Source organism: Paraburkholderia sp. RL17-347-BIC-D (genome assembly GCF_046027915.1).
Taxonomy (GTDB): Bacteria; Pseudomonadota; Gammaproteobacteria; order Burkholderiales; family Burkholderiaceae; genus Paraburkholderia.
Map to the genome: position 1 here is coordinate 48,473 of NZ_JARESS010000039.1, position 23,625 is coordinate 72,097.

The 23,625-nt window shown below is 59.8% G+C and carries 16 protein-coding genes and 2 pseudogenes; 8 read left to right on the plus strand and 10 right to left on the minus strand.

Translation table 11 applies throughout. The annotated features are described in order from the left end of the window. The first annotated feature begins 598 nt into the window (after positions 1-598). The 3 genes from P0D96_RS35230 (at position 599) to P0D96_RS35240 (ending at position 6,466) form a co-directional block, all read left to right on the plus strand. Entirely contained in the window at positions 599-3,019 is a 2,421-nt protein-coding gene (locus P0D96_RS35230; protein ID WP_408318274.1) for a glycoside hydrolase family 95 protein, read from the plus strand. An 89-nt stretch (positions 3,020-3,108) separates the two neighbouring features. Continuing rightward, the gene (locus tag P0D96_RS35235; RefSeq protein WP_408318276.1) at positions 3,109-5,238 is read left to right on the plus strand and encodes an alpha-galactosidase D; all 2,130 of its coding nucleotides are present in this window, start codon (positions 3,109-3,111) and stop codon (positions 5,236-5,238) included. A gap of 22 nt (positions 5,239-5,260) precedes the next feature. Continuing rightward, positions 5,261-6,466, plus strand: a complete 1,206-nt coding sequence (locus P0D96_RS35240; RefSeq protein WP_408318278.1) for a hypothetical protein — start codon at positions 5,261-5,263, stop codon at positions 6,464-6,466. Between the two features lie 134 nt (positions 6,467-6,600). Here P0D96_RS35240 and P0D96_RS35245 read toward each other — a convergent pair whose 3' ends face one another. From P0D96_RS35245 to P0D96_RS35255, 3 genes are all read right to left on the minus strand, one after another. Beyond that, complete coding sequence (locus P0D96_RS35245; RefSeq protein WP_408289122.1) at positions 6,601-7,020, minus strand: c-type cytochrome; 420 nt, start codon at positions 7,018-7,020, stop codon at positions 6,601-6,603. Next, a complete protein-coding gene (locus P0D96_RS35250) occupies positions 7,013-8,581 on the minus strand; it encodes a flavin monoamine oxidase family protein (RefSeq protein WP_408289119.1) in 1,569 nt (522 codons plus the stop codon). Before P0D96_RS35250 ends, P0D96_RS35245 begins: the two co-directional genes overlap by 8 nt. A gap of 524 nt (positions 8,582-9,105) precedes the next feature. Next, a complete protein-coding gene (locus tag P0D96_RS35255) occupies positions 9,106-9,822 on the minus strand; it encodes a transposase (RefSeq protein WP_408179648.1) in 717 nt (238 codons plus the stop codon). A 186-nt stretch (positions 9,823-10,008) separates the two neighbouring features. Here P0D96_RS35255 and P0D96_RS35260 point away from each other — a divergent pair. The 3 genes and pseudogenes from P0D96_RS35260 to P0D96_RS35270 all read left to right on the plus strand — a co-directional run. Further along, positions 10,009-10,404, plus strand: a pseudogene (locus P0D96_RS35260) (alginate export family protein); the annotation flags it as partial. Positions 10,405-10,414: 10 nt separating this feature from the next. Beyond that, a complete protein-coding gene (locus P0D96_RS35265) occupies positions 10,415-10,654 on the plus strand; it encodes an alginate export family protein (RefSeq protein WP_408318294.1) in 240 nt (79 codons plus the stop codon). A gap of 835 nt (positions 10,655-11,489) precedes the next feature. Then, complete coding sequence (locus P0D96_RS35270) at positions 11,490-12,812, plus strand: TIGR00366 family protein (protein WP_408179649.1); 1,323 nt, start codon at positions 11,490-11,492, stop codon at positions 12,810-12,812. Positions 12,813-13,365: 553 nt separating this feature from the next. On the opposite strand, the gene P0D96_RS35275 is transcribed toward P0D96_RS35270, so the two are convergent. The 6 genes and pseudogenes from P0D96_RS35275 to P0D96_RS35300 all read right to left on the minus strand — a co-directional run bounded on the left by P0D96_RS35275 (position 13,366) and on the right by P0D96_RS35300 (position 20,178). After that, positions 13,366-14,181 carry an alpha/beta fold hydrolase gene (locus P0D96_RS35275; RefSeq protein ID WP_408179650.1) on the minus strand — a complete coding sequence of 272 codons (816 nt, stop codon included), beginning with the start codon at positions 14,179-14,181 and terminating at the stop codon, positions 13,366-13,368. A gap of 207 nt (positions 14,182-14,388) precedes the next feature. Beyond that, a pseudogene (locus P0D96_RS35280) lies at positions 14,389-14,673 on the minus strand (SDR family oxidoreductase); the annotation flags it as partial. Positions 14,674-15,080: 407 nt separating this feature from the next. Beyond that, complete coding sequence (locus tag P0D96_RS35285) at positions 15,081-16,286, minus strand: phthiocerol/phthiodiolone dimycocerosyl transferase family protein (protein ID WP_408318280.1); 1,206 nt, start codon at positions 16,284-16,286, stop codon at positions 15,081-15,083. A gap of 97 nt (positions 16,287-16,383) precedes the next feature. Next, positions 16,384-18,630, minus strand: coding sequence for a xanthine dehydrogenase family protein molybdopterin-binding subunit (locus P0D96_RS35290; protein ID WP_408318282.1), 2,247 nt, complete (start codon positions 18,628-18,630; stop codon positions 16,384-16,386). After that, positions 18,623-19,681: an FAD binding domain-containing protein gene (locus P0D96_RS35295; protein WP_408179654.1), complete on the minus strand. Its 1,059-nt coding sequence runs from the start codon at positions 19,679-19,681 to the stop codon at positions 18,623-18,625. The genes P0D96_RS35290 and P0D96_RS35295 overlap by 8 nt, the downstream gene beginning before the upstream one ends. Continuing rightward, positions 19,678-20,178 carry a (2Fe-2S)-binding protein gene (locus P0D96_RS35300; protein WP_408179656.1) on the minus strand — a complete coding sequence of 167 codons (501 nt, stop codon included), beginning with the start codon at positions 20,176-20,178 and terminating at the stop codon, positions 19,678-19,680. The genes P0D96_RS35295 and P0D96_RS35300 overlap by 4 nt, the downstream gene beginning before the upstream one ends. Before the next feature lie 684 nt (positions 20,179-20,862). Between P0D96_RS35300 and P0D96_RS35305 the strand changes: the two genes are divergently transcribed. After that, positions 20,863-21,141 (plus strand): DUF2934 domain-containing protein, encoded by a 279-nt coding sequence (locus P0D96_RS35305; RefSeq protein WP_408179657.1) that lies wholly within the window; start codon positions 20,863-20,865, stop codon positions 21,139-21,141. 156 nt (positions 21,142-21,297) lie between these two features. After that, positions 21,298-22,455, plus strand: a complete 1,158-nt coding sequence (locus tag P0D96_RS35310; protein WP_408318296.1) for a methionine aminotransferase — start codon at positions 21,298-21,300, stop codon at positions 22,453-22,455. Positions 22,456-22,650: 195 nt separating this feature from the next. Here the strand turns inward: P0D96_RS35310 and P0D96_RS35315 are convergent, their stop codons facing one another. Further along, positions 22,651-23,544 carry a LysR family transcriptional regulator gene (locus P0D96_RS35315; RefSeq protein ID WP_408318284.1) on the minus strand — a complete coding sequence of 298 codons (894 nt, stop codon included), beginning with the start codon at positions 23,542-23,544 and terminating at the stop codon, positions 22,651-22,653. Positions 23,545-23,625 lie beyond the last annotated feature (81 nt).

The window sequence follows — 23,625 nt, forward strand, 5'->3', positions numbered from 1 at the left end:
CCGTGCTCGGAAATGTCCATAAGGCCTTTATCGTCTGGGGCGGATTTTTGCCCCACCTCTGCCCCCACACGACGGACGGCTCTCGCGGGAACAGAGCGGAATTGTCGGCATGGGCAAGTGGCCGGCCGCGTTCGTTTGTTCGCGAGCTTGGGGCTACTTTGCGTGCTCGCATATCAATGCGTGATCTACACGCGCGGCAACCGGTCATACCGATAACGCTGTCCCATTTCTGACGGGTCGGGGACTGCCAGCCGTCCAAACGTAAGTCGGCGGAGCAGCAGTTAATTCGCTTAAGAGAACCAAGGATTTGTGTCGGGAACTAGCCGGACTGGGTTGCGTAGAAACGTATCGTTACCCACTGAAATGACCGCTTTATCCGCACGCGGTCCCGTATGCCATAAAAAATACGGTTTCCTAAATTTCACCAAATTCCGATCCGCAGACATCCCACAGCAACATCAAATCGCCCGCATCTTCATCCCACCATTTGCAACGCGGTATTAGGGGAAAAACCTAATGTCTGACGAATCCTTACGCGTGCATATTTGAACTAAATATTCATAGGTGGATTCAGCATAATTTCCTAGCAGGAGAGACGATGAAAATTCCCACCAGTCCAAAGCGTCGCAAGCTGCTGAAGTTAGGCAGTGCTGCTGTCATCCTCCCGGTTGCAGCACGTGCTGGCGCTGCAACTCTTTCCTCGCCCGGTGCGACCGGCGATCCCTCTTCAGTTCCATCCGATACTTTCGATTCAGCCAACGCTTCGACGCAGGCGGATTCGGCGCGCGTTCCCACCGATCAGGCACTGCTGTTCCGATACGACTCGCCTGCTGTCGAGTCCAGCGTCCAGTTTCAAGGCCTGCCGGTCGGGAACGGACGACTCGGTGCGATGGCCGGCGGCGCGAGCGAACGTGAGGTGCTCTACCTGAACGAAATCACGTTGTGGTCGGGCAGCAAGAACGTTGTCGATCCGGCCTACACGACGACGGGGATGGGCACCTACCTGTCGCTCGGCAAGTTCTACATCGATCTGCCCGGTCACGCCGGCGCCACGAACTACCAGCGTTCGCTGGACATCAGCAATTCGATCGTACGCACGCAATACCGCGTTGGCGGCAAAACCTATCGGCGCGAGATCTTCAGCAGCTTCCCCGACAACGTGATCGTCGTGCGGCTCACGTCCGACGGCGGCACCTATAACGGCGCGGTGTCGCTGGTCGACGGGCAGGGGACGCAAATCATCGGTGAATCGAACCACGCGCTGTCGTTCTCGGGCGCGGTCAGCGGCAGTGGCGAGCTGTACACGACCTACATGCTGGTCGTTCCAGATGCGGGCGTCGCTTCGCTCGACTCGGCCAACGCACAGATCACTCTTCAGGGTTGTCCGGCGCTCACGATCATCATCGCGGCGCGCACCGACTACAACGGGCGCTACGTCGAAAACTATCTGACGGGCGTCAATCCGCGCGGTGCAGTGATCGCTGACGTGAAGGGCGCCGCGTCCCTGCGTTACCGCGAACTGCTCGAGCGTCACGTGCGCGACTATCGTTCGCTCTTCGGGCGCATGGACCTCGATCTCGGCAGGTCGAGCGATGCGCAACGGGCACTGACGATCCCGGAGCGGTTGCTGGCGCGTCAGGTGAATCCCAACGCGGCCGACCCGGAGCTCGAAGCAATGTACGTGCAGTTTGGACGCTATCTCACGATCTCGTCGTCACGCGGTTCGATGCCGGCGAATCTGCAGGGTTTGTGGAGCACCACGAACAACCCGCCGTGGATGGCCGACTACCACACCGACATCAACATCCAGATGAACTACTGGCTCGCCGATCGAGCCGGTTTGCCGGAGTGCCAGCAACCGTTCGCCGATTACGTCACCGGGCAGTTGCCGTCGTGGGTTCAGTCGACGAAGAATCACTTCAACGATGCCGCGAACGTGAACTACAGCAATTCGAACGGCAACGTCGCGGGCTGGACGGTCGCCATTTCGACGGGCATCTACGGCTCTATAGGCTGGGACTGGAGTCCGCCCGCGAGCGCCTGGTATTGCCGCACGCTGTGGAATCACTACCAGTACACGCTGGACAAGGCGTATCTCGCCCGCATCTATCCGGTAATGAAGTCCGCGTGCGAGTTCTGGCAGGCGCGTTTGATCAGAGACCCCGTGACGGGTCTGCTCATTGACGACAAGGACTGGTCACCGGAGCAGGGACCGCATCAGCAGCTCGGGATCACCTACGCGCAGGAACTCGTGTGGGATCTGTTCACGAACTATCTGACCGCGAGCCAGTTGCTCGGCAAGGACGCGGATTTTGCTCGCTCGATCGGGAGCATGAAGGCGCAGCTCTATCTGCCGAAGGTGAGTCCCACGACAGGGCAGCTTCAGGAATGGATGAGCGACAGCATCGTCGGCGAGACGGGGCATCGGCATCTGTCGCCGCTGATCGGCTGGTTCGAAGGCGAGCGCATCACGCTCGACAGCGATCCGAAGCTCGTGGCCGGCGTGAAGGCGCTGCTGCTTGCACGCGGCTTCGACTCGTTCGGTTGGGGGCTCGCATGGCGCATCGCCTGCTGGGCGCATTTCCACGACGCCGCCAACTGCTATTCGATGATCCCAAAGCTGCTGCGCTATTCGGTGGGCAATGACGGCGTGAGCGGCACGTTCGCCAACATGTTCGACGCGTATGCGTTGTCGAGCAACTCATCGGCGTTCCAGATCGATGCGAACTTCGGCGGTCCGGCGGCAATACTGGAAATGCTGCTGCAAAGCAGGATGGATCGCATCACGCTGCTCCCCGCGCTGCCGTCGCAATGGAGCACGGGGCATGTCACGGGCGTGCGGGCGAAGGGCGGATTTGCGGTGGACGTCAAATGGAACCGCGGCGTGTTGTCGTCCGTGAAGCTCGTCAGCGTCGGCGGCACGCGAACCACACTGCAATACGGCAACGTGGTGCGAGCCGCGTCGGTAAGGGAAAACGGAACGGCACGATTCGACGGCAACCTGCAGCCGGTTTCCTGAGCTCCCCAAAGCGGCCGGGCAGCCCGAAACAGACGCCGCACAGCAGTTTACCCGGAAGTCCCAGTTTCATTTTTCAACAAAGGAAAATCATGAAGATCCTGGGTCGCACACAGGTGTATCTGTTTTTCGCGAGCATCATGATGGTTTTCGGTTTGTCCGGCTGCGGCGGCGACCAGCAAGGTTCCTCCGACGGCGCGAGCGTCATGCAGGCCGCGGCCAACTCCGCAAACGTTTCCGCACAAGGCGGGCCATCGCAAACTCAGGCCCAAAGGTCGATTGCACTACCGCCTATGGGTTGGGCGTCGTGGAATGCATACGGCTGCAATATCACCGAGGATCTGGTGAAAACGGCCGCGGACGTTATCTCCGACGGCCTGAAGAAAGACGGTCCGTTGATGAAAGCGGGCTACAGCTATATCAACGTCGACGACTGCTGGTTCGCGCCATCCCGCGATGCGCAAGGCAATCTAGTTGCCGACCCCGTGAAGTTTCCGAGCGGCATCAAAGCGCTGGCCGACTACATTCACGCCAGAGGTCTGAAGTTCGGCATGTATGAAGTGCCCGCAGCCGAAACCTGTGCTCAGCGTAACAATCTGTACCCTGGGCACACCAACCCGATGGGCAGTCTTGGGCACGAAGTTCAGGATGCCAATACATTCGCGGCGTGGGGCGTCGACTACGTGAAGTACGACTGGTGCTCGCCGGATGGCACCGTCGACGATCAGGTGGCCGGTTTCCGAAAGATGCGCGATGCGCTGGACAGTGCGGGTGCCGCGGTGAATCGGCGGATCGTCTACAGCATCAATCCGAACAGTTTTCACACCGACAAGACGGGCAGATCGTATGACTGGGGGCAAGTCGCGGATCTGTGGAGAACGACCGAGGACATCACCTATGACACCGGTACACCGGGTCATCAAAGCACGCCGGATTTTTCCAGAATCGTGAACCAGAATTTCTACGGCAATCTGTTTCCGGAAGCGCAACATACGGGTGTCTATAACGATGCGGACATGATGCTTGCCGGGTTCGGTCTGAGCGCCGCGCAGGATCAGACGCACATGAGCCTGTGGGCCGTTTCCGGTGCGCCGCTTATCCTGGGTCTCGATTTCACGACGCCGGTCAGCCCGGCAACGATGACGACGCTGACCAATCCTGAGGTGCTCGCCGTCGATCAGGACCCGCGTGGCCTTCAGGCGATCCGGGTGGCGGTGCCGCAGAACGGTCTGGGCGTGTGGGCCAAGTTGCTCGCCGGTCAAGGTCGCCGTGCGGTAGTTCTGCTCAACACGACCGGGTCTGCCGCTTCGATCACGGTGAACTGGAAGGATCTCGGACTGGACCCCGCTGCTTCGGCCAGCGTGCGGGATATCTGGGCGCACCAGGATCTTGGTTCGCACACGTCCGGGTATACGGTGTCCGCTGTTCCGGCCGGCGGCTCCGTCATGCTGACCATCGCCGGCGTGGACGATGCATCGAAAATCCACCCGGCCAAACCGGTCACACATGAAGACGGCGTAGCACGCTATACGGTGAATGCAACCACGGGCGGGTACATCGACGTGACGTACCGGAACGAAGGAAAGTCTTCGCTGAAGGTGCCGCTGATTCTCAACGACAGCGTACTCACGACGATCCAGCTGCCCGTTACCACCGGACAGGCCCAGGGCACCGTCACGCTGTACATGCCGCTCGTGCCGGGAAGCAACAAGCTGACTTTCGTTCTTCCGGACAAGGGCCGCCGCGCTCCGTCGATCGGCAAGGTGACGCTGATCGCCGCTCCGCAACCCGCATTGCCGCCCATCGCCTATGAAGCGGAAAGCTCCACCAACATCATTCAGGATGCGGCAGTCCAGGCATGCAACATATGCAACGGCCACGAAAAGGTCGGCAATTTTGTGAACTCGGATTCGAGCCTCCAGTTCAACGGAATCGTGGCGCCTGCCGATGGCGAGTATGCGGTCCCCGTGGTGTATATCAGCGCGGACGACGGTGGCGGTTCGCCTCGTGCAATGAGCGTGAGCGTCAACAATGGCCCACCGGTCCCCGTGCAGTTTCCCGGTGAAGGCACCTGGGACTTTCCGATCCTGTCGAGTGCTCAGGTCATGGTCCCACTAAAAGCCGGTACGGCCAACACCATCAAGTTCTCGGTGATTTCCGGCAACTACGGTCCCGATATCGACGGCCTGGGCCAGGCAGTCAGCCAGCCGGCCAAACAGTGACCGGCGATCCATGGAGACAGGCATGAAGAATTTCTTGATGCGGATTGCGCTGCCGTTCGTATTGGCTACGAGTGGGGTACAGATGTCCGTTGCCGCCGACGCGACGGCCCAACCGAATGCCGCCGCGGCGCAATCGTGGGAGAAAGGATCGCGATTCCGCCACGACGAAGTGGCGGTCCTGTTCGTGATGGGACAGAGCAACAGTGCCGGTCTTAACGGCCTGCCCGCGGAACTGACGTTGACGGGAGCTTCGGGTGCAGGCGCGGGCACCGGCGGGATGCCGGCACCCAATGTATGGGGCATCCGCAACGACGGTTGGGGGAACATCACCGGTAACGCCGACGGGACGGGTGCGCCATTTACCCAGCCGATATCCACGATCGATCACGTGTCGTGGGTGAACTGGTCGGACAGCACGTCGTCCGACATGAATCTCGGCTACTACGGCGGCAGCGGAAATGCCGCCAATTTCGCCGCGTATGCGTGGCAGGCGGCGATCAATGCGGGCGAGCCGCTGCCCGATCTGTACATCATTCATATCGGCTGGGGCAGCCAGGGCGTGGACGTCGCAGACGACGCGTTCAGCGGCTGCTGCGGCTGGACGGTGCATGGCGTTAATCTCTGGCAACCCATGCTCGATGCAAGCAAGACGCCGACGTATGCGCTTGCACCGTTCGCGCGCCGCATGATGTATCTGGGACTGAAGCAGATTCTGGCGACCGGCAAGAAACCGCGAATCCTCGGCCTGGAGTGGAACCAGTGGGAGGCAGAAGCTGCACCGCTGAATTCGGCCGGCAACGCAACGACGATTCATCGCGCGCCGCAGAATTACGCTGACCTCTTCGGCAGTTTTTTTGCTGCGGTGGGTTCGACCTTCCCGGTGCTGATCGTGAAGCCGTTGTCGACCGCTTACGACAACGTCACCAACGCGGTAGCGCCTTATAATCCCGCCGCGCTTGCGTCGATGCAGAAAGTGTTCGGCGGCTTCGTCGACGCGAATCCTCGCATCTTCAGTTTCGTCGATGCGTCGCAGTCGCCGGACTGGAATGGACAGCCGCCCGGCTTCGGTATTTTCCAGGGCGGCGCGTTAGGCGGTGGGGACGGCAGCGTGCACTACAACCTCGACACGCAGAAATGGTTCGGCGAGCAGGCGCTCGCATCGTGCCTCGGACACTCCCGATTCTGTGGGCCGCGCGTCACGGATCTTCCGCGGCGCCTGCCGAATTGACGAACGGATCACTCCGTACCACTCGGCACCATCGCCGCGCTGAAACGGACCCGGGTACATCGTGCCATAAGTCTCGTGAAGCGAGTGGAGAAGGGTGCGGGAAAGCGGCCTGGCGATAGCCATGCCACGTGAACTCAGCGCAAACCTCTAACCTCGCTCGGCGTGACAGTTGCGGCAAATCGATTGCCGAAATGGGTTCTCGTGTAGTTGACGACAGCAGCGACCTGATCGTCATTCATCGCGTCGCCAAATGATGGCATCGCCTTCCGGCCGTGCAGGACGTTGACGATGACGTAGGTTGCCGCTTCGACTGCCGGGTTATCAGCGAGCGCCGGGTAGTGACCCGCGCCCTGTGCGCCTTTTCCGTCCGGCATATGGCATCCCGCGCAGGTAGCGTTGTAAAGCGCTTCGCCGCTTTTTTCGGTGAAGCGATAGCCCGGCGAAATCGTGAAAGTGCGTGGTGCTTCCTGTGCCACGGCCTGAACCGACACTGTCGCGGCTCCCATCAGCAAGGCCATCAGCATCGCGCCGAGGATCAGCGTCGGCCTATCCATTGACGATTCTCCGATGCAACCGGTTGATCGCATCCAGCGACGACAGCACGGCGCCTTCCTGCCATGCGGGGATATGGGACGCGTGCTCTCCGGCAAGGACGATCCGTCCGTCGATCTGACAGAGATTTGCGTAATGCGCTTTTCTCAACGCATCCGTCCATGCGGCGAAGCAGCCATTCGTGAACGGTGATCGGCTCCAGCTCATCGCGAAGCCGGTCTGGTACTCGCGCGCGTACTGCGGATGAATCTGGCTGCCCTGGCTCAATGCCACCGCGATCCGTTCGGCAGGGGGCAGCGCACCCATCTCATAGCTGGCGGGCCCCCACATGTAGGCGCCAAGCAGCACCGCAGGACCGGTCGATCCGTAACCTGTTGCCGGATAGCCGATCGTCGAGATCGGCAGATCAGTTTGCGTGATGCCGCCGTAGATCTGCTCGTCTTCTTCCCAGAATCGCCGGCCGAATTGCAACCCGATTTTCACCGATGTCTCGTAGGGCACCGCATCGATCGCGGCGCGCATGGCCGGACCGACCGCAATGTCGATCTGACTCAGAATCGAGAGCGGAATGGTGCACACCAGCCAATCCGCGTGCGCGTTCCGTTCGGTCCGGGTGGTCGTATCGGTATAGCGCACTGTGACGCCTTGCTCGTCCTGCAAGATAGCCGTGACTTTGGCGTTGAACACTACGGCGCTCGCGATCTGCGAATGAAGCGCATGGGCAATCCTGTCCATGCCGCCGACAGGCTGGAAAATGGTGCTCTGGAAGTCCTGCTCGTTTCCAGACGAGAGCCATTGCCACAAACGCGATGCAAGCAGGGGGTCGCGCGGGAGCAGATCCGACGGCACGGCCTCTGGCATCAGCCCACCGCCGTGCGCGGTCGCGAATCCGCGGCGTTCACTGCTTCGCCGGCCCGCCTGATAGCTGCCATCCCGACCGAGCGCACCCCATTCGCGGAGGGATTCGAGTAGCAGATGCGCATCTTCGCCTGACACCGCGTCGTCGAGTGCATCCTTGCGAATTGCTTTGGAAAGCAGCTCGGCGATATAGCCTTGATAGTCGGTCTGTACCGCCCGGAATCGTTGCGGCTTGCCACCGAAAGCCTCAGTCGAATGCAGGTATGCGTTGTAATTGACCTGGATGAACGGCTCGAGCGACACCTTCAGGCGTCTTGCGTAGTCGAGTACGCCCTGGTGGTGATACGGAATGCGCCACGGCCCCGGGTTCAGATAAAGCCCGTCAGCGAAATCGCAGTCCTGGGTGGCACCGCCGAGTTCTGTATAACGATCACCGCCCCTGACAGTCCAGGCCCGGCCACCCGCGCGGTCGTTGTACTCGAGCACCTGCACGTGGTAGCCCGCGTTCCTCAGCTCAAAGGCCGCGACGAGGCCAGCCATGCCCGCGCCGAGCACGAGAATTCGCGTTCCTTTGGGTGCGCCGTCGAGTCTGATCGGGCCGGCATAGGTCGAGGTAGCGGCGAACCCAAGCGTGCCCATGCCTTGCATCATGGCGGCCGCGCCGAGGTTCTTGCCGATCAGCGTCAGCAGGTGCCGGCGGCTCATCGCATTTGTGGTCATTCTCGACATAAGGACGTGGTGCCCCGACTGGAGAGAGACGATGGCAAACGAAATCCAATGGCATCCCAGATCGTAAGGCTCGAGTCATCTGGATCCGTATGTTTGCGGATTGCGTTGGGGCGTACTGCAACGGACTAGTTCATTTTATGCGATCACCCGTCGAGCGTCGTGATTCGAACACCAGAAACACCGGTGGTGAGCGCGCGATGTTGGTCGTCGCGCCCCCGTTGTGGCGCGAACGTCAGGAGGCCGCCTATTTCCACTGAAATAGGGCTCGAGGCGAATTAAAACTATGAACCGTTTCTCTTCACCACGCTCGACTGTCCGTTATCAGGACGGCCGACTGCGCCTTGTGGGTCGGGCTCGCCCGGACGCGTGAGACGACAGCGTTCGAGGACGAACGCGATGGGCTGGGTGGTTTCTCGACACCGGCCAAGCGGATTGAAACGCCCTGACCTGATGTAGCACCTCTCAAACAAGCAAGGTTTCCTTGCTTGTTTTTCTTCTGATTAGTCCACGTCTGCGAGGGCGCGTGTCGTGCGAACCTTGGACGGCCGGTCTCGCAGCAGCAGGGGCATCAAACGCCGGTTAGCGGTCTGCGCCGCCCACTCGCAATACGCGGCGCTGCCGAGCACCCAGCCCTTAAGCGTCGACTGCATCAGGTTATCGACCTCGTGTTCGTCAAGGGGCCGTGCGCCCAAATCGCGGTAAGTCTGATGGCGCTCGGACGGCGTATTGCCGAGCGCCCGGTAGAGTGGATGGTCCTTGATGAAGCTATCGACACGCATTCCGATGTGATGTGTGTAGCTCGACCACTGGTAGTTCCCAGGCTCTGCCACAAGGCGGTTGCGCACCGGCGCTTGATCGATGATCTGGCTCGCGAGCAGGAAATACCGGTCGGGCTCAATCACTGTTGCCCAATACGCGCCACGCCACACCGTACCGCGGCGTCCATGGCGGCGGTTGAAGGTCTCGACATAGCGACGGCCGACCGCCTGCATCGCCATGGCCACACTCGACTCGTATGAAGGCGTGACGAGCAACTGTACCGCGTCAGGCATAAGGACCCACGCGTGAACTGCCAGATCGGCGACGCGCGCTGCGTCTGCCAGGCAGGCGAGGAAGTACAGGTAGTCTCCTTCGTCCAGGAATGCGGGCCCCGTGAGCCCCTGCAGGATAACGTGCTGAGGTTGTTCTGGGACGTAGTGCCGTGCAAGCCGTGTCATGCTGAAGTAACCGGAAATCCGATGTGAGAAAGCGATCCGACAGGTATCGGACGCGGGACGGTGCGTAACGAAATTCTATCGGTCACGTGCGTGCGTTTACATCACGAACAGGCCTTTTTTCTGGCCTCTTTTCGTTGATTTGCCCATCGTAGCCAGCGTCTTTTTTATGTGTGCGCTGCGTTCGCCGTGGGCGGATTGACGGAGGGCGCGAACGCGTTCGCCGCCAATAACACGGCGGATGCGGGCGCGGCCGCCGCGCCTCAATGCATTGCGGAGCAGCCGTCGGCGCTGTCGTTGAACCGCTGGCAGGAAGACTGGTCGGCGCTGGCGAATCCGTGCGTGCCGCGCAAGCCATCCGATGCGCCCAAGTACATCCCGCTCGGCAGCGATCCGTCGACGTATCTGTCGCTCGGCGCGAACCTGCGCGAGGCCTTCGAACTGAACAATACGCCGCTCTTCGGGCTCGGCAGCGCGAGGCCCGACAGCTACGTGATCAAGCGCGCCGAAGTGCATGCCGACGCGCGCATCGGTCAGCATGTGCAGGCGCTCTTTCAACTCCAAGATGCGCGGTCCTTCGGCCGGCTACAACCTGATGCAGGTGAAGCCGTCGATTACGTTCAAGGTGTCGCCGAAGGTCACGTTAATTACCGCGCGCGGTTTCCAGTGGCATGCGATCGCAGCCGATGCAATCTACAGTCAGGGCATGGCTTTGGTGCCCGGCACGGAAGGGGAGCGAACGCGCTGGACCGGGATGTATGGGCAGGTTCGCGCCGACTGGCTCGTCAGTGCGAACGTTGCGCTCGCGCTGGAAGCGGTGCGAACGCGGACTTAGGCGAATACTGGAGGTGGCCGACAGAAAAAGTCGGGCATTGCGGAGTGCTCGCATTCTCGTGACGGCCGCAGACCTCGGTACAGCATGAGGTGGCTACTCGCCATCGCGGCGGCTCAGTTTCAATAAGCGATTTTCATGCACTCGTGATGCTCAGCTTCGAGCATTGCCCCCACAACGAGCTGTTCGCCATGATGTCAGCCTGATTGCTGACGGGGGCACCAGGTGTCGGCATCAATGTGGCTGACTTGAATACAAAGTCGACAATAGTCTCCGGGTTTCAAAAGACAGTCTGTTGCAGACTGTGCGGGACGCCATCACATCCGCATCGCGCGCGACTACGAAGATGCCGGTATCACTGACGTGACCCGGCGAGAGTGGCCAGCGCTCATACAGTTGCTTTGGATGTCGATAGCCGAGAACGGAAATTCACGTCCGTGCTCGTGTACGACGTCATCCCGATGCGCCCGACCTTCGACGAACCAAAAGCCTGCAATCCACAGCACTCTTGTCAGTAGTGAGTCAATGAGTTTGGTCTGAATCGCCGCTGATAGTGGCGATTGGGACGGCGCCGTCGCGTTCTCGTGGCGTACTCGCGTGTGCGAACTCGGCTTGTCTTCGTCGCTGCTTCTACGGTTCACGATAGCCCGTCTGCCTGTCCAAGGCGCGAAGTTTGCCGAGGACGGCTCTATCAATCAATGCCGTCTTTACCCACTGTAACAGTCGTGGCATTCGTCGCTGCAGGATTTTTCGTTGTGTGCAAGAATCGCCGCGCGCGGCTTACCGGCCATAACAACGACAGTAGGCCGACTTCATATTGGTGACGAGGAGTAGACACTTGATTCAGCGAATTTCCGCCTTCTTTACTCAGGTGGTGCACAGGTTTTTGCCGGACCCCCTGATTTTTGCCATCCTCCTAACCATCGTGACTTTCGCGCTCGCGCTTGGTTTGACGCCGAAGGCACCCGCGGACCTCGTGATGCTATGGGGTTCTGGCTTCTGGAATCTGCTCGCATTCTCGATGCAGATGGCGATGATTCTTGTGACCGGCCACGCATTGGCGAGCTCAGGCCCGGTCAAACGGATGTTGGTCGCCCTCGCAAGCTCCGCGCGTACACCCGGCCAAGGCGTGATGCTGGTGGCGTTTGTGGGCGGAGTGGCCTGCGCCATTAACTGGGGCTTCGGTCTGGTCCTTGGTGCGATGCTTGCGCGCGAGGTCGCGAGACGTGTCCCCGGAACGGACTACCGTCTCCTCGTTGCAAGCGCCTACATGGGTTTCCTGACGTGGCATGGTGGCCTGTCTGGCTCGGTGCCGCTAGTGGCCGCGACCAAAGGCAATCCGATGGAGAAGACAGTAGGTCTGATTCCGGTATCGCACACCATATTCACCGGCTACAACGCGTTCATCACCGTCGGCCTCATTATTCTTTTGCCAATTCTGGCGAGACTCATGATGCCGAAGCCGGAGGACGTCGTCACAGTGGACCCGGCGCTTTTGCAGGACCCGCCGAGTGTCGAGCGCAAACTTCCTCCTAACGCGACGTTCGCGGAGAGGATGGAGGAAAGCCGTATCCTGGCGCTCCTGGTGGCGGCACTGTGCGCCGTGTTTCTGGTAATCCGATTCGTCAAGAACGGCTTCGTTCTTGACATCGATACCGTGAACCTCGTGTTCCTCGCAGCAGGTATCGTGCTTCACAAGACGCCGATGGCATACGCGCGCGCTGTAGCCGGTGCAGCCCGGGGTGCGTCCGCCATCATGATTCAGTTCCCGTTCTACGCTGGCATTCAGGCCCTTATGGACCATTCGGGGCTGGCTGGTGTAATTACGAAGTGGTTCGTCGACATCGCGAACGTTCACACATTCCCGCTTCTGGCGTTCCTGAGTTCGGCGCTTATCAATTTCGCGGTGCCGTCTGGCGGCGGTCATTGGGTGGTGCAAGGTCCCTTTGTTATGCCGGCAGCGCAAGCACTTGGCGCCGACCTCGGCAAGTCCGCGATGGCAATTGCCTACGGCGAAGCGTGGACGAATATGGCGCAGCCGTTCTGGGCACTGCCTGCACTTGCTATCGCCGGTTTGGGCGTTCGAGACATCATGGGCTACTGCGTGACGGCACTTCTGTTTTCAGGCGTGATTTTCGTGGCTGGTATGTACCTGTTCTGAGAAGGTCGGCGCTCCGCCTCAAGCGAGGTGGGGCGCCCAGGAAGGCATGTTGCGAAGCTTCGTGTCCTTCCGTATGAACTACATCGGGCCGTTGCTGCTCGCCGGCTAGGCACTAGATTCCTTGACCGAATTGATTTCGTAACGATTGGGTCAAATTTTCCTACGCAGCGATTTTTGCTTCGTAACACCGTCTGTTGTGATCTGTTCGGGGCCGCGGGTCAGTTGCGCAACCCTCGCCTGCAACGCCAAATATTCCGCTGGATTGAAGAACCGCATGCTTGTCCTGTAACGGCGTTTTGCTTCGATTGGCACTGGTAATTCCGGCTCGGCAGCCCTGGCCGAACGTATGTTGACCAGGCTGCCATTCTGGTCGTGGACGAACGTCTGCCAGTTCGAACTGCCGTTCTGGTTCTGTTATCGCGCACTCATGCCGAGCTTTTCGAAGTGTGCGTGGAACTGTGTGAAACCTTGGGCAAGCAGTGCAATGTGGTCGACAGCGCCACGTTCGTTGTCGGCCCGAATATCGTCGTTCTTATCGGCAGCCGCTCTGCCGCTACGCGACATGCTGACCAAGCCACGTGAGCAATGTGTCAGTGACGAAGGACTGATTTTCAAGGTTCGAGATGTGGCCCGCGTCGGGTATTAGCATTTGCCGGCAGCCAATCACCGCAGCCATTCGTGCCATTTCGGTTGGCGGCCGCGGAATGTCGAGTTCGCCGCACATGAGCAGCGTACTGGCGGCATCAAGACCGGCAAGACTGGCAAGCGCGTCGGACCGCCCGAAAATTAACCGGCCCAGCGGTACAACCGACTGTCGCAACTGGTCCGCAGAGAACCCCGCCAGCGCTTTTCGAAATCTTGCGTGCACTTCACCGTCTAGCGTTGCGCCCCGGCGGAAAAACAAAGGCGCGATGACCTCGATCATCGGAGCGGGAATGCTGCCAAGCGATTCGATCGCGTTGAACATCTGGGAATATTGCTTGAGCGTCGCATCAGGTTCGGCGCTCCTGTCGGTATCCATCAGGACGAGGCACTTGACACGGCCCGGTTCTCGCAACGCGAGTTCGGACCCCCACATCCCGCCGACCGACAAGCCGACTATCGCGCATTGTCCGATACCCAGGGCATCCAGAAGGCGGCCCGCATGTGTGGCCAAATCGCCAAGCGAACGCGTATTCTCCGGGAGCCGCCCGGATTGCCCGTGGCCCCAAAGGTCCGGAACAATGACCTGATAGTGGCGAGACAACGCGTCGATTTGCGGCGCCCACATTGACGAATCCCACAAGTAGCTGTGCCCCAGCAGCACCGGGAATCCCGTGCCGCGAGTCTGATAGTGCAGCGGCTTTCCTTCAATTTCGATGAATGGCATGTTTGATCAGGTAGAGGTTTCGAGTTCCGTGCGGCAGACTCGCTCCGTCGCAACGAGTGCAGCGTAATAACGCTTGAACCGATCAAAGCATTCCATCGGTTCGTTATGTTCCTGGGGCGCAACCTTGCTGAGGCACGGTCCTACTGGACCGCAGGCACGGGAGGAAAGTTCCGCGTATAGGCCCCGCTGCAAGTCGGCCCGAAGCCATCAGTCAAGCACTTGTGCCCCATCGACCTTCAGACTTGTGCCCGTTATGAACGCCGCATCGGGGATTTCCAGCCAGGCGACAAGTCCCGCAATATCATCGCCTGATCCGTAACGGCCCAGTGCAATTGAGCCCCGGATCTGGTCGGCCATCGGACCGTTGGCCGGGTTCATCACGGTATCGATTCGTCCGGGCCGGACGTTACTGATCGTAAATTCCCGGCTGCCAAGATCCGTTGCCAGTGCACGCGTCATGCCAGTTACCGCACCTTTCGTCGCGGAGTAGCGTTCAGACCGGCGACACGCTGTATGTCGGAGCGTTTATGGCCGACCGTTTGCTCAGGATCGATCTTCCCAGGAATCGCGAGCAGGGCTAGCCGGCCGAGCTGGCTGAGCAGATAGTGGGTTGCTCGGAACCAGCTTTATGCAAAGCAACGCGCGGGGAACGTGCGTCAAGTAGTACAGGTAGATACTCCCCACTCGGGGAAATTACGCCCGACGTATCGAGAGGCAATAACCGGGCCATTTCCAAACGTTCGCCGCTGCCGCCCGGATCGTGGACAATCATCGGGGAGCCTCGATCTGTAGCGGCCTTTCAAAGCGGCGACGGCCGCGCTGATGGAAACGACAGCCGACCGGATAGTATCGGCGAAGCCCATCTTGCCGGCTACACACACTCTAATGATCGACGATCGTTAGCCAGCATCTTTGGAAGCTGCAATCAATATAACTTCGGCCAACTCAAGCATTGACGGCAAAGGGCTCCTGCTAGCGAGGGTGAGGTGAGCACTGCCCTCCACCGTAGCCACTCCCACCGTATGATCGCCGGGATAACCGGAAAGCGCCAAGGGGCCCCACATCGATGTTAATTTGAACCGGCCAATCTCCGTTTGAAAACGGAGGCGCCCCATGTTGGTCAGCATGATGTCGCGTGCAAGCGCATTTTGTCGAATCTTTACCGCTCCAACGGCGTCGAGTCCGCTGTTCAGCAACTTGCGCTGGCCTTGAGTTTGCGCGCAGATGGCACCCCGTGCACCCGGTACGTTCAAGCCCTGCGTTGCTTGGCGGGCGACTGCCCAGAAAGATTCGGAGGCGTTTCGCTCGATAACAACTGAACTACTGGCGAGAAAGAGGCCGCATTGATCATCGCCAATGCCAAAAACGGAGCGAACGTCCACCGGTGAGAAAATACGCAAACTCTTCTCCCGCCACTCTGCTGAGGCGTTCCACCCAGCATGTACCATCGCACTACACAGTGCGCCGTGCATGGTCGTATGTTCAGCTCGAGCCCGCAGTATGATCCGCTCGGTAAGGTCGGCCGAGAGCTTCACACGATGTACGCGTGGAGTGTCCCGGGGATATTGAATTCCCTCGCCAGGTGGTACCGGCTGCGATGTTTCGGTCGAGATGCCACAAAGCTGATCGAGCGATTTGGGAATCGGCAACGGTTCAAGGTGTTCACCGTTGAGGCTTCTTAGCAAATCGCGGAAGCACAGAGACAGGGAAAGGCCATCGCATATTGCGTGATTGCCGACAAGCAGTACGACAGAGCGCTGCTCGCAGTGGGCAAGAACCGCACGTATCAGCGGAGCTGACTCAGTGTCGAACGGCTCAGCCAACTCGTCTGCCATTTGGCTATCCAACCACTCTGTTGCGATTGCTCTTTCCACCCACATCGCGTCGGCGGCAAAACGCAGTGGGATTTCCTGAACGCTGGGAACCTCGAAATAGGGCAAACCATTCGAACTCAGCGTAATCGCAGTAGATAACAGCGGATGTCGGCGTTGCAATGCGTCAAGTGCTTGGCGCCACGCGCGCAACGTCGTCTCGCCCTCGATTTCAGCAGCCAGGACAATTTGATTACCGGCACTTCGATTCAGTAACCCAAAGATATGTTCCATTGAACCTAGCGGTCTTAGCATCGAAGATTCCATAGTCGTAGCAGTAGTAGAAGCCTGGTAGATGCTTTGACGTCGGCGATCAAAGTGTTCCTGATGCCTACCGCACGAGCAGCTTGTCCAACGTGATCGGCGCTTCGCGCACACGAACCCCGGTCGCATGCCAGATGGCATTCGCTATGGCGCCCGCTGTTCCGGTAATACCGATCTCGCCCACGCCCTTGATGCCGAGTGTATTGACACGTGGATCGACTTCGTCGACCAGGATTGCCTCGATCGAAGGTATGTCTGCGTTGACGGGCACGTGGTACTCGGCCAGATTAGAGTTCATGGGCCGCCCCGAGCGAGTGTCCATCACCGCATGCTCCTGAAGCGCGAAGGACACGCCCCAGATCATTCCGCCGAAGTACTGGCTGCGCGCCAGTCGCGGGTTGATGATGCGCCCCGCCGCGAACGCGCCAACGAGTCGCGTGACGCGGATCTGCCCGAGCTCGGGATCGACCTTCACTTCCGCGAACACAGCGCCGTGAGCGTGTGCTGCATAGTCGCCTTGCGCGAGAGCGTCTGGCGCGGCGTTGCCCTTGCCCTCGATGGATGCACGCCCGGCTCGCGCGAGGATGGCCGTGTAGGTTTCCCCCCGGCTTTGATCGTCGCAGCGCGAAAGACGTCCGTTGCGCGCGATCACGCCCGTGTCGCCCGCCCCGAATAGCGGCGACCGGTCGTCGTTCGTCGCCATCTCGATCAGTTGCGCGACGATGGCTTGCCCTGCATTGTGAACGGCCGTGCCCGCAGTGGCCGTCCCCGCCGATCCACCGGCAATTCCGCCATCCGGCAGGTCGGACGTGCCGATCCGGAGCTGGATTTGCGAGAGATCGAGGCCGAGACTGTCGGCGGCGATCTGGGCCAGCGCGGTCCAGGCACCTTGCCCCATGTCGTGCGCGCCGCACGCTACCATCGCATTGCCGTCCTTGCGGAGTTGCACGTGGGCCTCGGCGGGGAACATCTTGGCCGGAAACGTCGCGGTGCCCATACCCCAGCCAATCAACAGCCCGGATGAATCCGTCATCTGCCGTGGCGCCCGCGGCCGGCTGGTCCACCCGAATCGCGCCGCACCTTGCGCATAGCATTCCCGCAGTGCTTTCGACGTGAATGGCTTGCCGGAAATCGGTTCCGCCTCGGCGTAGTTCTTGAGGCGGAACGCGAGTGGATCCATGCCGCACGCATGCGCCATTTCGTCGATCGCACACTCCAGCGCGAAGCTGCCTGAGGCCTCACCCGGTGCCCGCATGAACAAGGGAGTGCCGATATCGAGGCGAACTGCGTCGTGGGTCGATGAGATGGCTTCGCTCGAGTAGAGCGTGCGGGACACGGTGCCGCTCGATTCAAGGAAGTCGTCGAAAGTGCTTGATGCGGTTCGCGTATGGTGTGCGAGCGCCGTGAGCGCGCCGTCTGCATGGGCACCAAGGCGCAGCGTCTGACGTGTTGGCGCGCGATGCCCAACCGGGCCGAATAGCTGTTCGCGACGCAGCACGAGTTTGACGGGTCGCCCGACGAAGCGCGCCGCCATGATCCCCAACACCTGCGGTCCGGAGATCAACGCCTTGGCGCCAAAGCCGCCGCCGAGGTAGGGGCTGCGGATCAGTACGGACTTCATGTCGATGCCGAAGAGCCCGGCGAGGCGCGTCCGCGCCAGGCCCATGGCCTGGTTGGGGGTGTCGATCGTGAGCTCGTCGCCATTCCACTGCGCAACGATGGCATGCGGTTCCATCGCGTTGTGATACTGCGCGGGCGTTTCATAGGTGGCGTCGATGCGCACGGTCGCCGACAGCAGCGCCGCCTCGACGTCGCCCTCGGACTCGTTCGCGGCGTCCCCCGCGCCGACCACCTGTGGCGAGAACGGCTCGGCGGCATCGAGTTGCACGCAGGCGGCCCCGGATTCATACCTGGGCGAAAGCAGGTGCGCGCCCTCGGTCGCCGCCTCGAGCGTTTCTGCTATCACTACCGCAACAGGTTGATTCGCATACCTGACATTATCGTCCTGCAGGAGATCGAGTCTGAAGGTGAACGGGGTGTCCTTCAGGTCGGGATGCCGGGCGAGCTTCGGCGCATTGGCGGGCGTCATCACGCCGATAACACCGGGGTGGGCACAGGCGCCGGCCACATCCAGATGCGTGACGCGTCCTTTTGCGATGCTGCTCGCGGCAATGACGGCGTAAAGCATGCCTTCCGGGTGGTGATCGGCGGCAAAGCACGCCTCGCCGGTCACTTTGAGTACCGCTTCCCTGCGAGTGACGGGCTGGCCGGCACTCGAGCGGTGAGCGTCATGCTGGGAAAGGGTCTTAAGCATGGGAAAGGCTTCCTTGAACCACGGTAAACACAGACGCGGGCAACGCCGGCGACTGTCCAGGCGTACCGGCCATCGCGGTGCGCAAGACGCGCTTAATCACGCGACGCGCCAGTTCGATTTTGAAAGCGGCCCCGTCGGTTGGCTTCGCTTCGGCGAGCGCGGCGTTGGCTACCCGCTGAAATAGCGCCTCACCGGGCTCCTGGCTGTGCAGCAGTTCTTCAGCCGCACGCGCCCGCCAGGGTTTCGAGGCGACTCCACCCAACGCCAGCCGTCCTTCAGCAATCCTGTTCCCTTCGATGCGAAGGCTCGCGACCGCCGAGACCACCGCGAACGCATAGGACGTTCGGTCACGTACCTTCAGGTAGCGCGAGTGGTCTGCGAAACCCGCCGCTGCGGACGGTAGGCGAACAGCAACGACCAGTTCGCCGGGTTCGAGCACCGTCTCGCGATCCGGAGAGTCGCCCGGTGCACGATAGAAGGTCTCTAGCGGTACCTCGCGCCGGCCCGAGCGACCGTGGATTTCCACGACAGCATCGAGCGCCACCAGTGCGACAGAGAGATCCGAAGGATGAGTCGCTATGCAGTGTTCGCTCCAGCCGAGCACCGCATGGGTCCGCGTTTCCCCGCCCATGGCGTCGCATCCGCTGCCGGGCTCGCGTTTATTGCAGGCGCTTGCGATATCGTAGAAGTAGGGGCATCGAGTGCGCTGCAACAGGTTGCCGGCGGTCGTGGCCACGTTGCGCAGTTGAGCCGAAGCCCCGGAGAGCAGCGCTTCGGATACGGCAGGATAGGTTTTTGCAAAGAATGCGTCATAGGCGAGGTCGCTGTTTCGAACGAGCGCGCCGATTCGCGTCCCGCCGTCTGGTAACGGCTCGATTCTTCCGAGGTCCGGTATGCGCGTCAGGTCGACCACGCGAGCGGGGCGCGTGACACCGCCCTTCATCAGGTCAAGAAGATTGGTTCCTCCTGCGAGAAAAACGGCTCCAGGTGCGCTCGCTGCCGCGACCGCTTCGGGGATGGTGTTAGGGCGGACATATTCGAACCGGTTCATGCCGCTTCCCCGTTGCGGGTCTTTTCGCGCATCCGGCCCAACGAGTCGAGCACCGCCTCTGTGATGCCAGCATACGCGCCGCAGCGGCACAGGTTGCCGCTCATGCCTTCACGGACGCGCTCCGGATCGTGCCCGGTGCACCCTTCATTGATCAGCCCCACCGCACTCATGATCTGTCCTGGCGTGCAGAAGCCGCACTGAAACCCGTCGTGTTCGATGAAAGCGGCCTGCACCGGATGAAGTTCTTCGCCCCGCGAGAGCCCTTCGATCGTCATGATGTCTGCTCCGTCGACGGAGATCGCGAGAGCGAGGCAGGAGTTCACCCGGCGTTGGTCGACGAGCACCGTGCAGGCGCCGCATTGACCGCGGTCACAGCCTTTCTTGGTTCCTGTGAGATCCAGGTGCTCACGTAAGAGGTCTAGCAGAGTGACGCGCTCGTCTTCAAGTGTGATGTCATGGCGCGTGCCATTCACAGTCAGAGTGATGGGAAAGCTCATTCAATTTGCCCTATAAAAACTGCCTACTGTGGGGCCGCGCAATTGCGGGGATGTGCTAAACGGCGTATCGAGAGGCCAGGATGTCGCATCAGGCGGCTTACGCTGATTTTTCTAGAACAGGGCAAAGCGCGTTTTTATTCCACGCGATTCGTCGGATGACAGGGAAGTCTGTTCGTCGCCAGATCTTTACCGGGAACGAATTGAAAGAAGAGTGTCGGGATACCGCAAGATGTGAGGCAATAAAACTCGCCCCTCGCTGGGCAATTCGTTTCTTGCCTGCAATTGTCGCCGTACTCAACATGCGGTCAACGACCGAGGACCCTTGCGGCACAGGTTCTCGTACATTTCGCTTTCGATATTAATGCGGCACGCGCAAGACGGTGCTTTCGTCCTTGCTCGCCAGCAAGCAAAGGCACCGCGTCACGCCTGGAATAAATTCCCGGATGAAGTGTTCTTGCATGTAGGTGTGGGCCATTCAGCGGATCGGCGTCGCCCTGCGTTATCAGCAATACCCCTTACGAAGCGAAAGGGATACCAGTGAACGAGAACGTGCTCGTGCACCCTGATAGTGAAATCAGGTGTTGGGTCTTTCTATCCGAGATGCTGCGGCCAATTACTCGACGCACATTGCTCACGACCGAGCACGCCCCCGACAACTAGTCACGAAATTACACGGACACCGCTATGACAGCAGACAACGCATCTATGGAAGTAAAGCTCCGTCTTCGCGCTTACTACCTATGGGAAGCAGACGGTTGTCCCGAAGGTCGGTTGAGTGAATATTGGAAAAAGGCCCAGTCAATGCTGGACGACGAAGCGACAATCTGGGCGCCGGTGGACGAAGCGACTGCAGCGGGCACCCTATTAACCAAACGCCCTCACGATCCCCGCTTAAAACACGGAACCGCACCGGAAACAGGCGATTCACATATGCGGTCCGATGCGTCCGGAAAGAAGAGTTGATGTTCCATGCCACATAAGTTCATCTTTCCAATACATCGATATTTCGCTCGATACTGTCTGAGCGATAGATGTCCGGACTTTCGGTCCGTCAAGCAAACTCATCAGCTTTAGCCGTTGATTGTTTAGTTGAATCTGATTCAAACTGGGATACATATGATGCAAAGTGCCTTTTCGATCCGATCGAAATTGACTAGCGGGATTTCCATTTATGCCGTTATCGGCCAGCTTGCCGCAGAACATAAGGCAATCAATCTTTGGCAGGGTGCGCCCAATTTTCTGCCAGATCAGTCATTGATTGATTCGGCGACGCGGGCAATGAAAGAGGGCTTTAATCAGTATGCGCCCATGGCCGGCATACCGGCCCTGCGTCAGCTACTGGCAGAAAAGATAGCGAAGCTTTATGGCGCACGATACGATCCTGACCAGGAAGTTACTGTCACCGCCGGCGGTGTTGAGGCGGTCTACGCATCGATCACTGCACTCGTGCATCCTGGCGACGAGGTCGTCTTTTTCGAACCAGCCTTCGAGTGCTACGAGCCTATAGTTCGACTGCAAGGCGCGACGCCCGTTCCAATCAAAATTCCTCTCGATACATTGAAGATTGACTGGGACGAGGTGGCAGCGGCCATCACACCTAGAACACGCATGCTGATCATCAATACGCCCCACAACCCGACCGGTGCGATATTAGAAAAGTGTGACATCGATCGTCTGATTGCCGTTACCCGAAACACCAATATCGTTGTTCTCTCCGACGAAGTGTACGAGCATATGGTCTACGACGGAATGACGCACCATAGCATGTCACGTTACCCGGAGCTGGCAGAGCGCAGCGTCGTCGTTCATTCGCTAGGCAAGACCTACCACGTGACAGGCTGGAGAGTTGGCTACTGTGTTGCACCGGCCGGGATCATGGAGCAGATACGCAAGGTTCACCAATACCTGGTCTTCTCCGCGCCTGCACCGATGCAGGTTGCTCTGGCGGCGGCTCTGGAGAATTCAGAAAGTTACTTTGCCCTGGCAGAGTTCTATCAGCGCAAGCGCGATATCCTGCTAAGTGGCATGGCTGAGTCGCGGCTTGACATCAAACCATGCAGTAGCGGTTTTTTTATGCTGGCCCGCTTCAACGATTTCTCCAATTCTAGCGATAGGGATTTCGTATTCGATTTACTGCGCAGGATGCGGGTCGGCACTATTCCGTTGTCCAGCTTCTACGGCGATGGATCCGATACTGGCATGATCCGTATCAGCTTCTGCAAGGACAATGATACTCTGCGCGAAGGCGGGAGGGCGCTAGCGAATTGGCGGCCATAAGACCCCACGCCGAATTCGGCGCTCTGCAGCGTTGCGCAAGTCATGTTGCCGAGCACTTGCCATTCCGTCAAGCGGTCATCTGTCAGATACGGTGAGCGGATGGCTGCCGTCGCGTTCATCCGAATCGAGGCCACGGCTTTCCGGTCTCAGCCGCCACTTGTGCGATAAGTTGTTGTTCTCGTTTCCACGTCGCTTTCATGAGGCAGCCAATGCATCGTGTAACGTCGCGCGAAATTTTTGCACTGCGGGCGACATGTATGTTTTCCTTCGATGGAAAAGTCTGAGCCTGCTTTCGAATAGCGCAGTCTCGTAGGGAAGGGCAACAAGATCCCGACCTGGGTAGGACTGGAGCATTTGATCGGACAACATCGTGATCAAATCGCTATTGCGCAGCAAGGACGTCAGGAGCGTGATCGACGCGTCGGTTTCGACGACAACCTGAGGGGACACAAGGCCATGCTCCTCAAAGTATCGGTCGACGATCTGGCGCAGGCCATGACCTGGCAGTGGCAGCAGCCATTTCGCCGATTGGAGCATGCTCGGGTCGCCATGCGCAGCTGTCAGCGGATGGCCTCGTCGCGCGACGATCTGGTAGCGCTGCCGGCCGATGTCGTCCGATTGGAGTTCGTCCGGTTCCGTATCAGGCATGAAGCAAAGTGCCAGATCCAGTTGCCCATCCTTCAGTTCGTCGAACAGCAAGGCCGAGACCTGCACGGAAAGCTGGAAGGAGATCGCGTCCTCGCGCATTGTATAGCACGCCACGATTGGCAGGAGGGCGGACTCCAGCAGAGCCGGGACGACACCGATGCGGATCTTGCCGGTAGAGGCGGACTTTGCGGCTGCCATTTCGGCATAGGTTTGCGCGACCGACGCTCTTATGTCGGCAGCCCGCTCGACTAGAACGCGCCCTGCTCCAGTGAGATCAACGCCCCGCCCCCTGCGGTCCACGAGTTGGATTTCGAATTCGGCTTCCAGCCGCTGCACGATCTTCGAGACCGCTGACTGCGTCAGTCCGGTCTTTTGTGCAACCCGATGTAGATTGCGCGTCTCCGCCAGCACCGAGAATACGCGTAGGTCCTCGATTCTCATTCTTCCTCTGCTGTTCCATTTCGTAACCCAACTCTAGCGGAAATTCGTACCGCGGGGGCGGCTGCCACGGTACGCCGCGAG

Excerpts from the sequence above, each read along its gene's own strand:
- P0D96_RS35275 (WP_408179650.1), bottom strand. The coding sequence starts at position 14,181 with ATGCCATTCATCGAAATTGAAGGAAAGCCGCTGCACTATCAGACTCGC.
- P0D96_RS35300 (WP_408179656.1), bottom strand. The coding sequence starts at position 20,178 with ATGAGCTTTCCCATCACTCTGACTGTGAATGGCACGCGCCATGACATC.
- P0D96_RS35240 (WP_408318278.1), top strand. The coding sequence starts at position 5,261 with ATGAAGAATTTCTTGATGCGGATTGCGCTGCCGTTCGTATTGGCTACG.
- P0D96_RS35295 (WP_408179654.1), bottom strand. The coding sequence starts at position 19,681 with ATGAACCGGTTCGAATATGTCCGCCCTAACACCATCCCCGAAGCGGTC.
- P0D96_RS35290 (WP_408318282.1), bottom strand. The coding sequence starts at position 18,630 with ATGCTTAAGACCCTTTCCCAGCATGACGCTCACCGCTCGAGTGCCGGC.
- P0D96_RS35285 (WP_408318280.1), bottom strand. The coding sequence starts at position 16,286 with ATGGAACATATCTTTGGGTTACTGAATCGAAGTGCCGGTAATCAAATT.
- P0D96_RS35235 (WP_408318276.1), top strand. The coding sequence starts at position 3,109 with ATGAAGATCCTGGGTCGCACACAGGTGTATCTGTTTTTCGCGAGCATC.
- P0D96_RS35310 (WP_408318296.1), top strand. The coding sequence starts at position 21,298 with ATGCAAAGTGCCTTTTCGATCCGATCGAAATTGACTAGCGGGATTTCC.
- P0D96_RS35250 (WP_408289119.1), bottom strand. The coding sequence starts at position 8,581 with ATGAGCCGCCGGCACCTGCTGACGCTGATCGGCAAGAACCTCGGCGCG.
- P0D96_RS35255 (WP_408179648.1), bottom strand. The coding sequence starts at position 9,822 with ATGACACGGCTTGCACGGCACTACGTCCCAGAACAACCTCAGCACGTT.
- P0D96_RS35315 (WP_408318284.1), bottom strand. The coding sequence starts at position 23,544 with ATGAGAATCGAGGACCTACGCGTATTCTCGGTGCTGGCGGAGACGCGC.
- P0D96_RS35265 (WP_408318294.1), top strand. The coding sequence starts at position 10,415 with ATGCAGGTGAAGCCGTCGATTACGTTCAAGGTGTCGCCGAAGGTCACG.
- P0D96_RS35245 (WP_408289122.1), bottom strand. The coding sequence starts at position 7,020 with ATGGATAGGCCGACGCTGATCCTCGGCGCGATGCTGATGGCCTTGCTG.
- P0D96_RS35230 (WP_408318274.1), top strand. The coding sequence starts at position 599 with ATGAAAATTCCCACCAGTCCAAAGCGTCGCAAGCTGCTGAAGTTAGGC.
- P0D96_RS35305 (WP_408179657.1), top strand. The coding sequence starts at position 20,863 with ATGACAGCAGACAACGCATCTATGGAAGTAAAGCTCCGTCTTCGCGCT.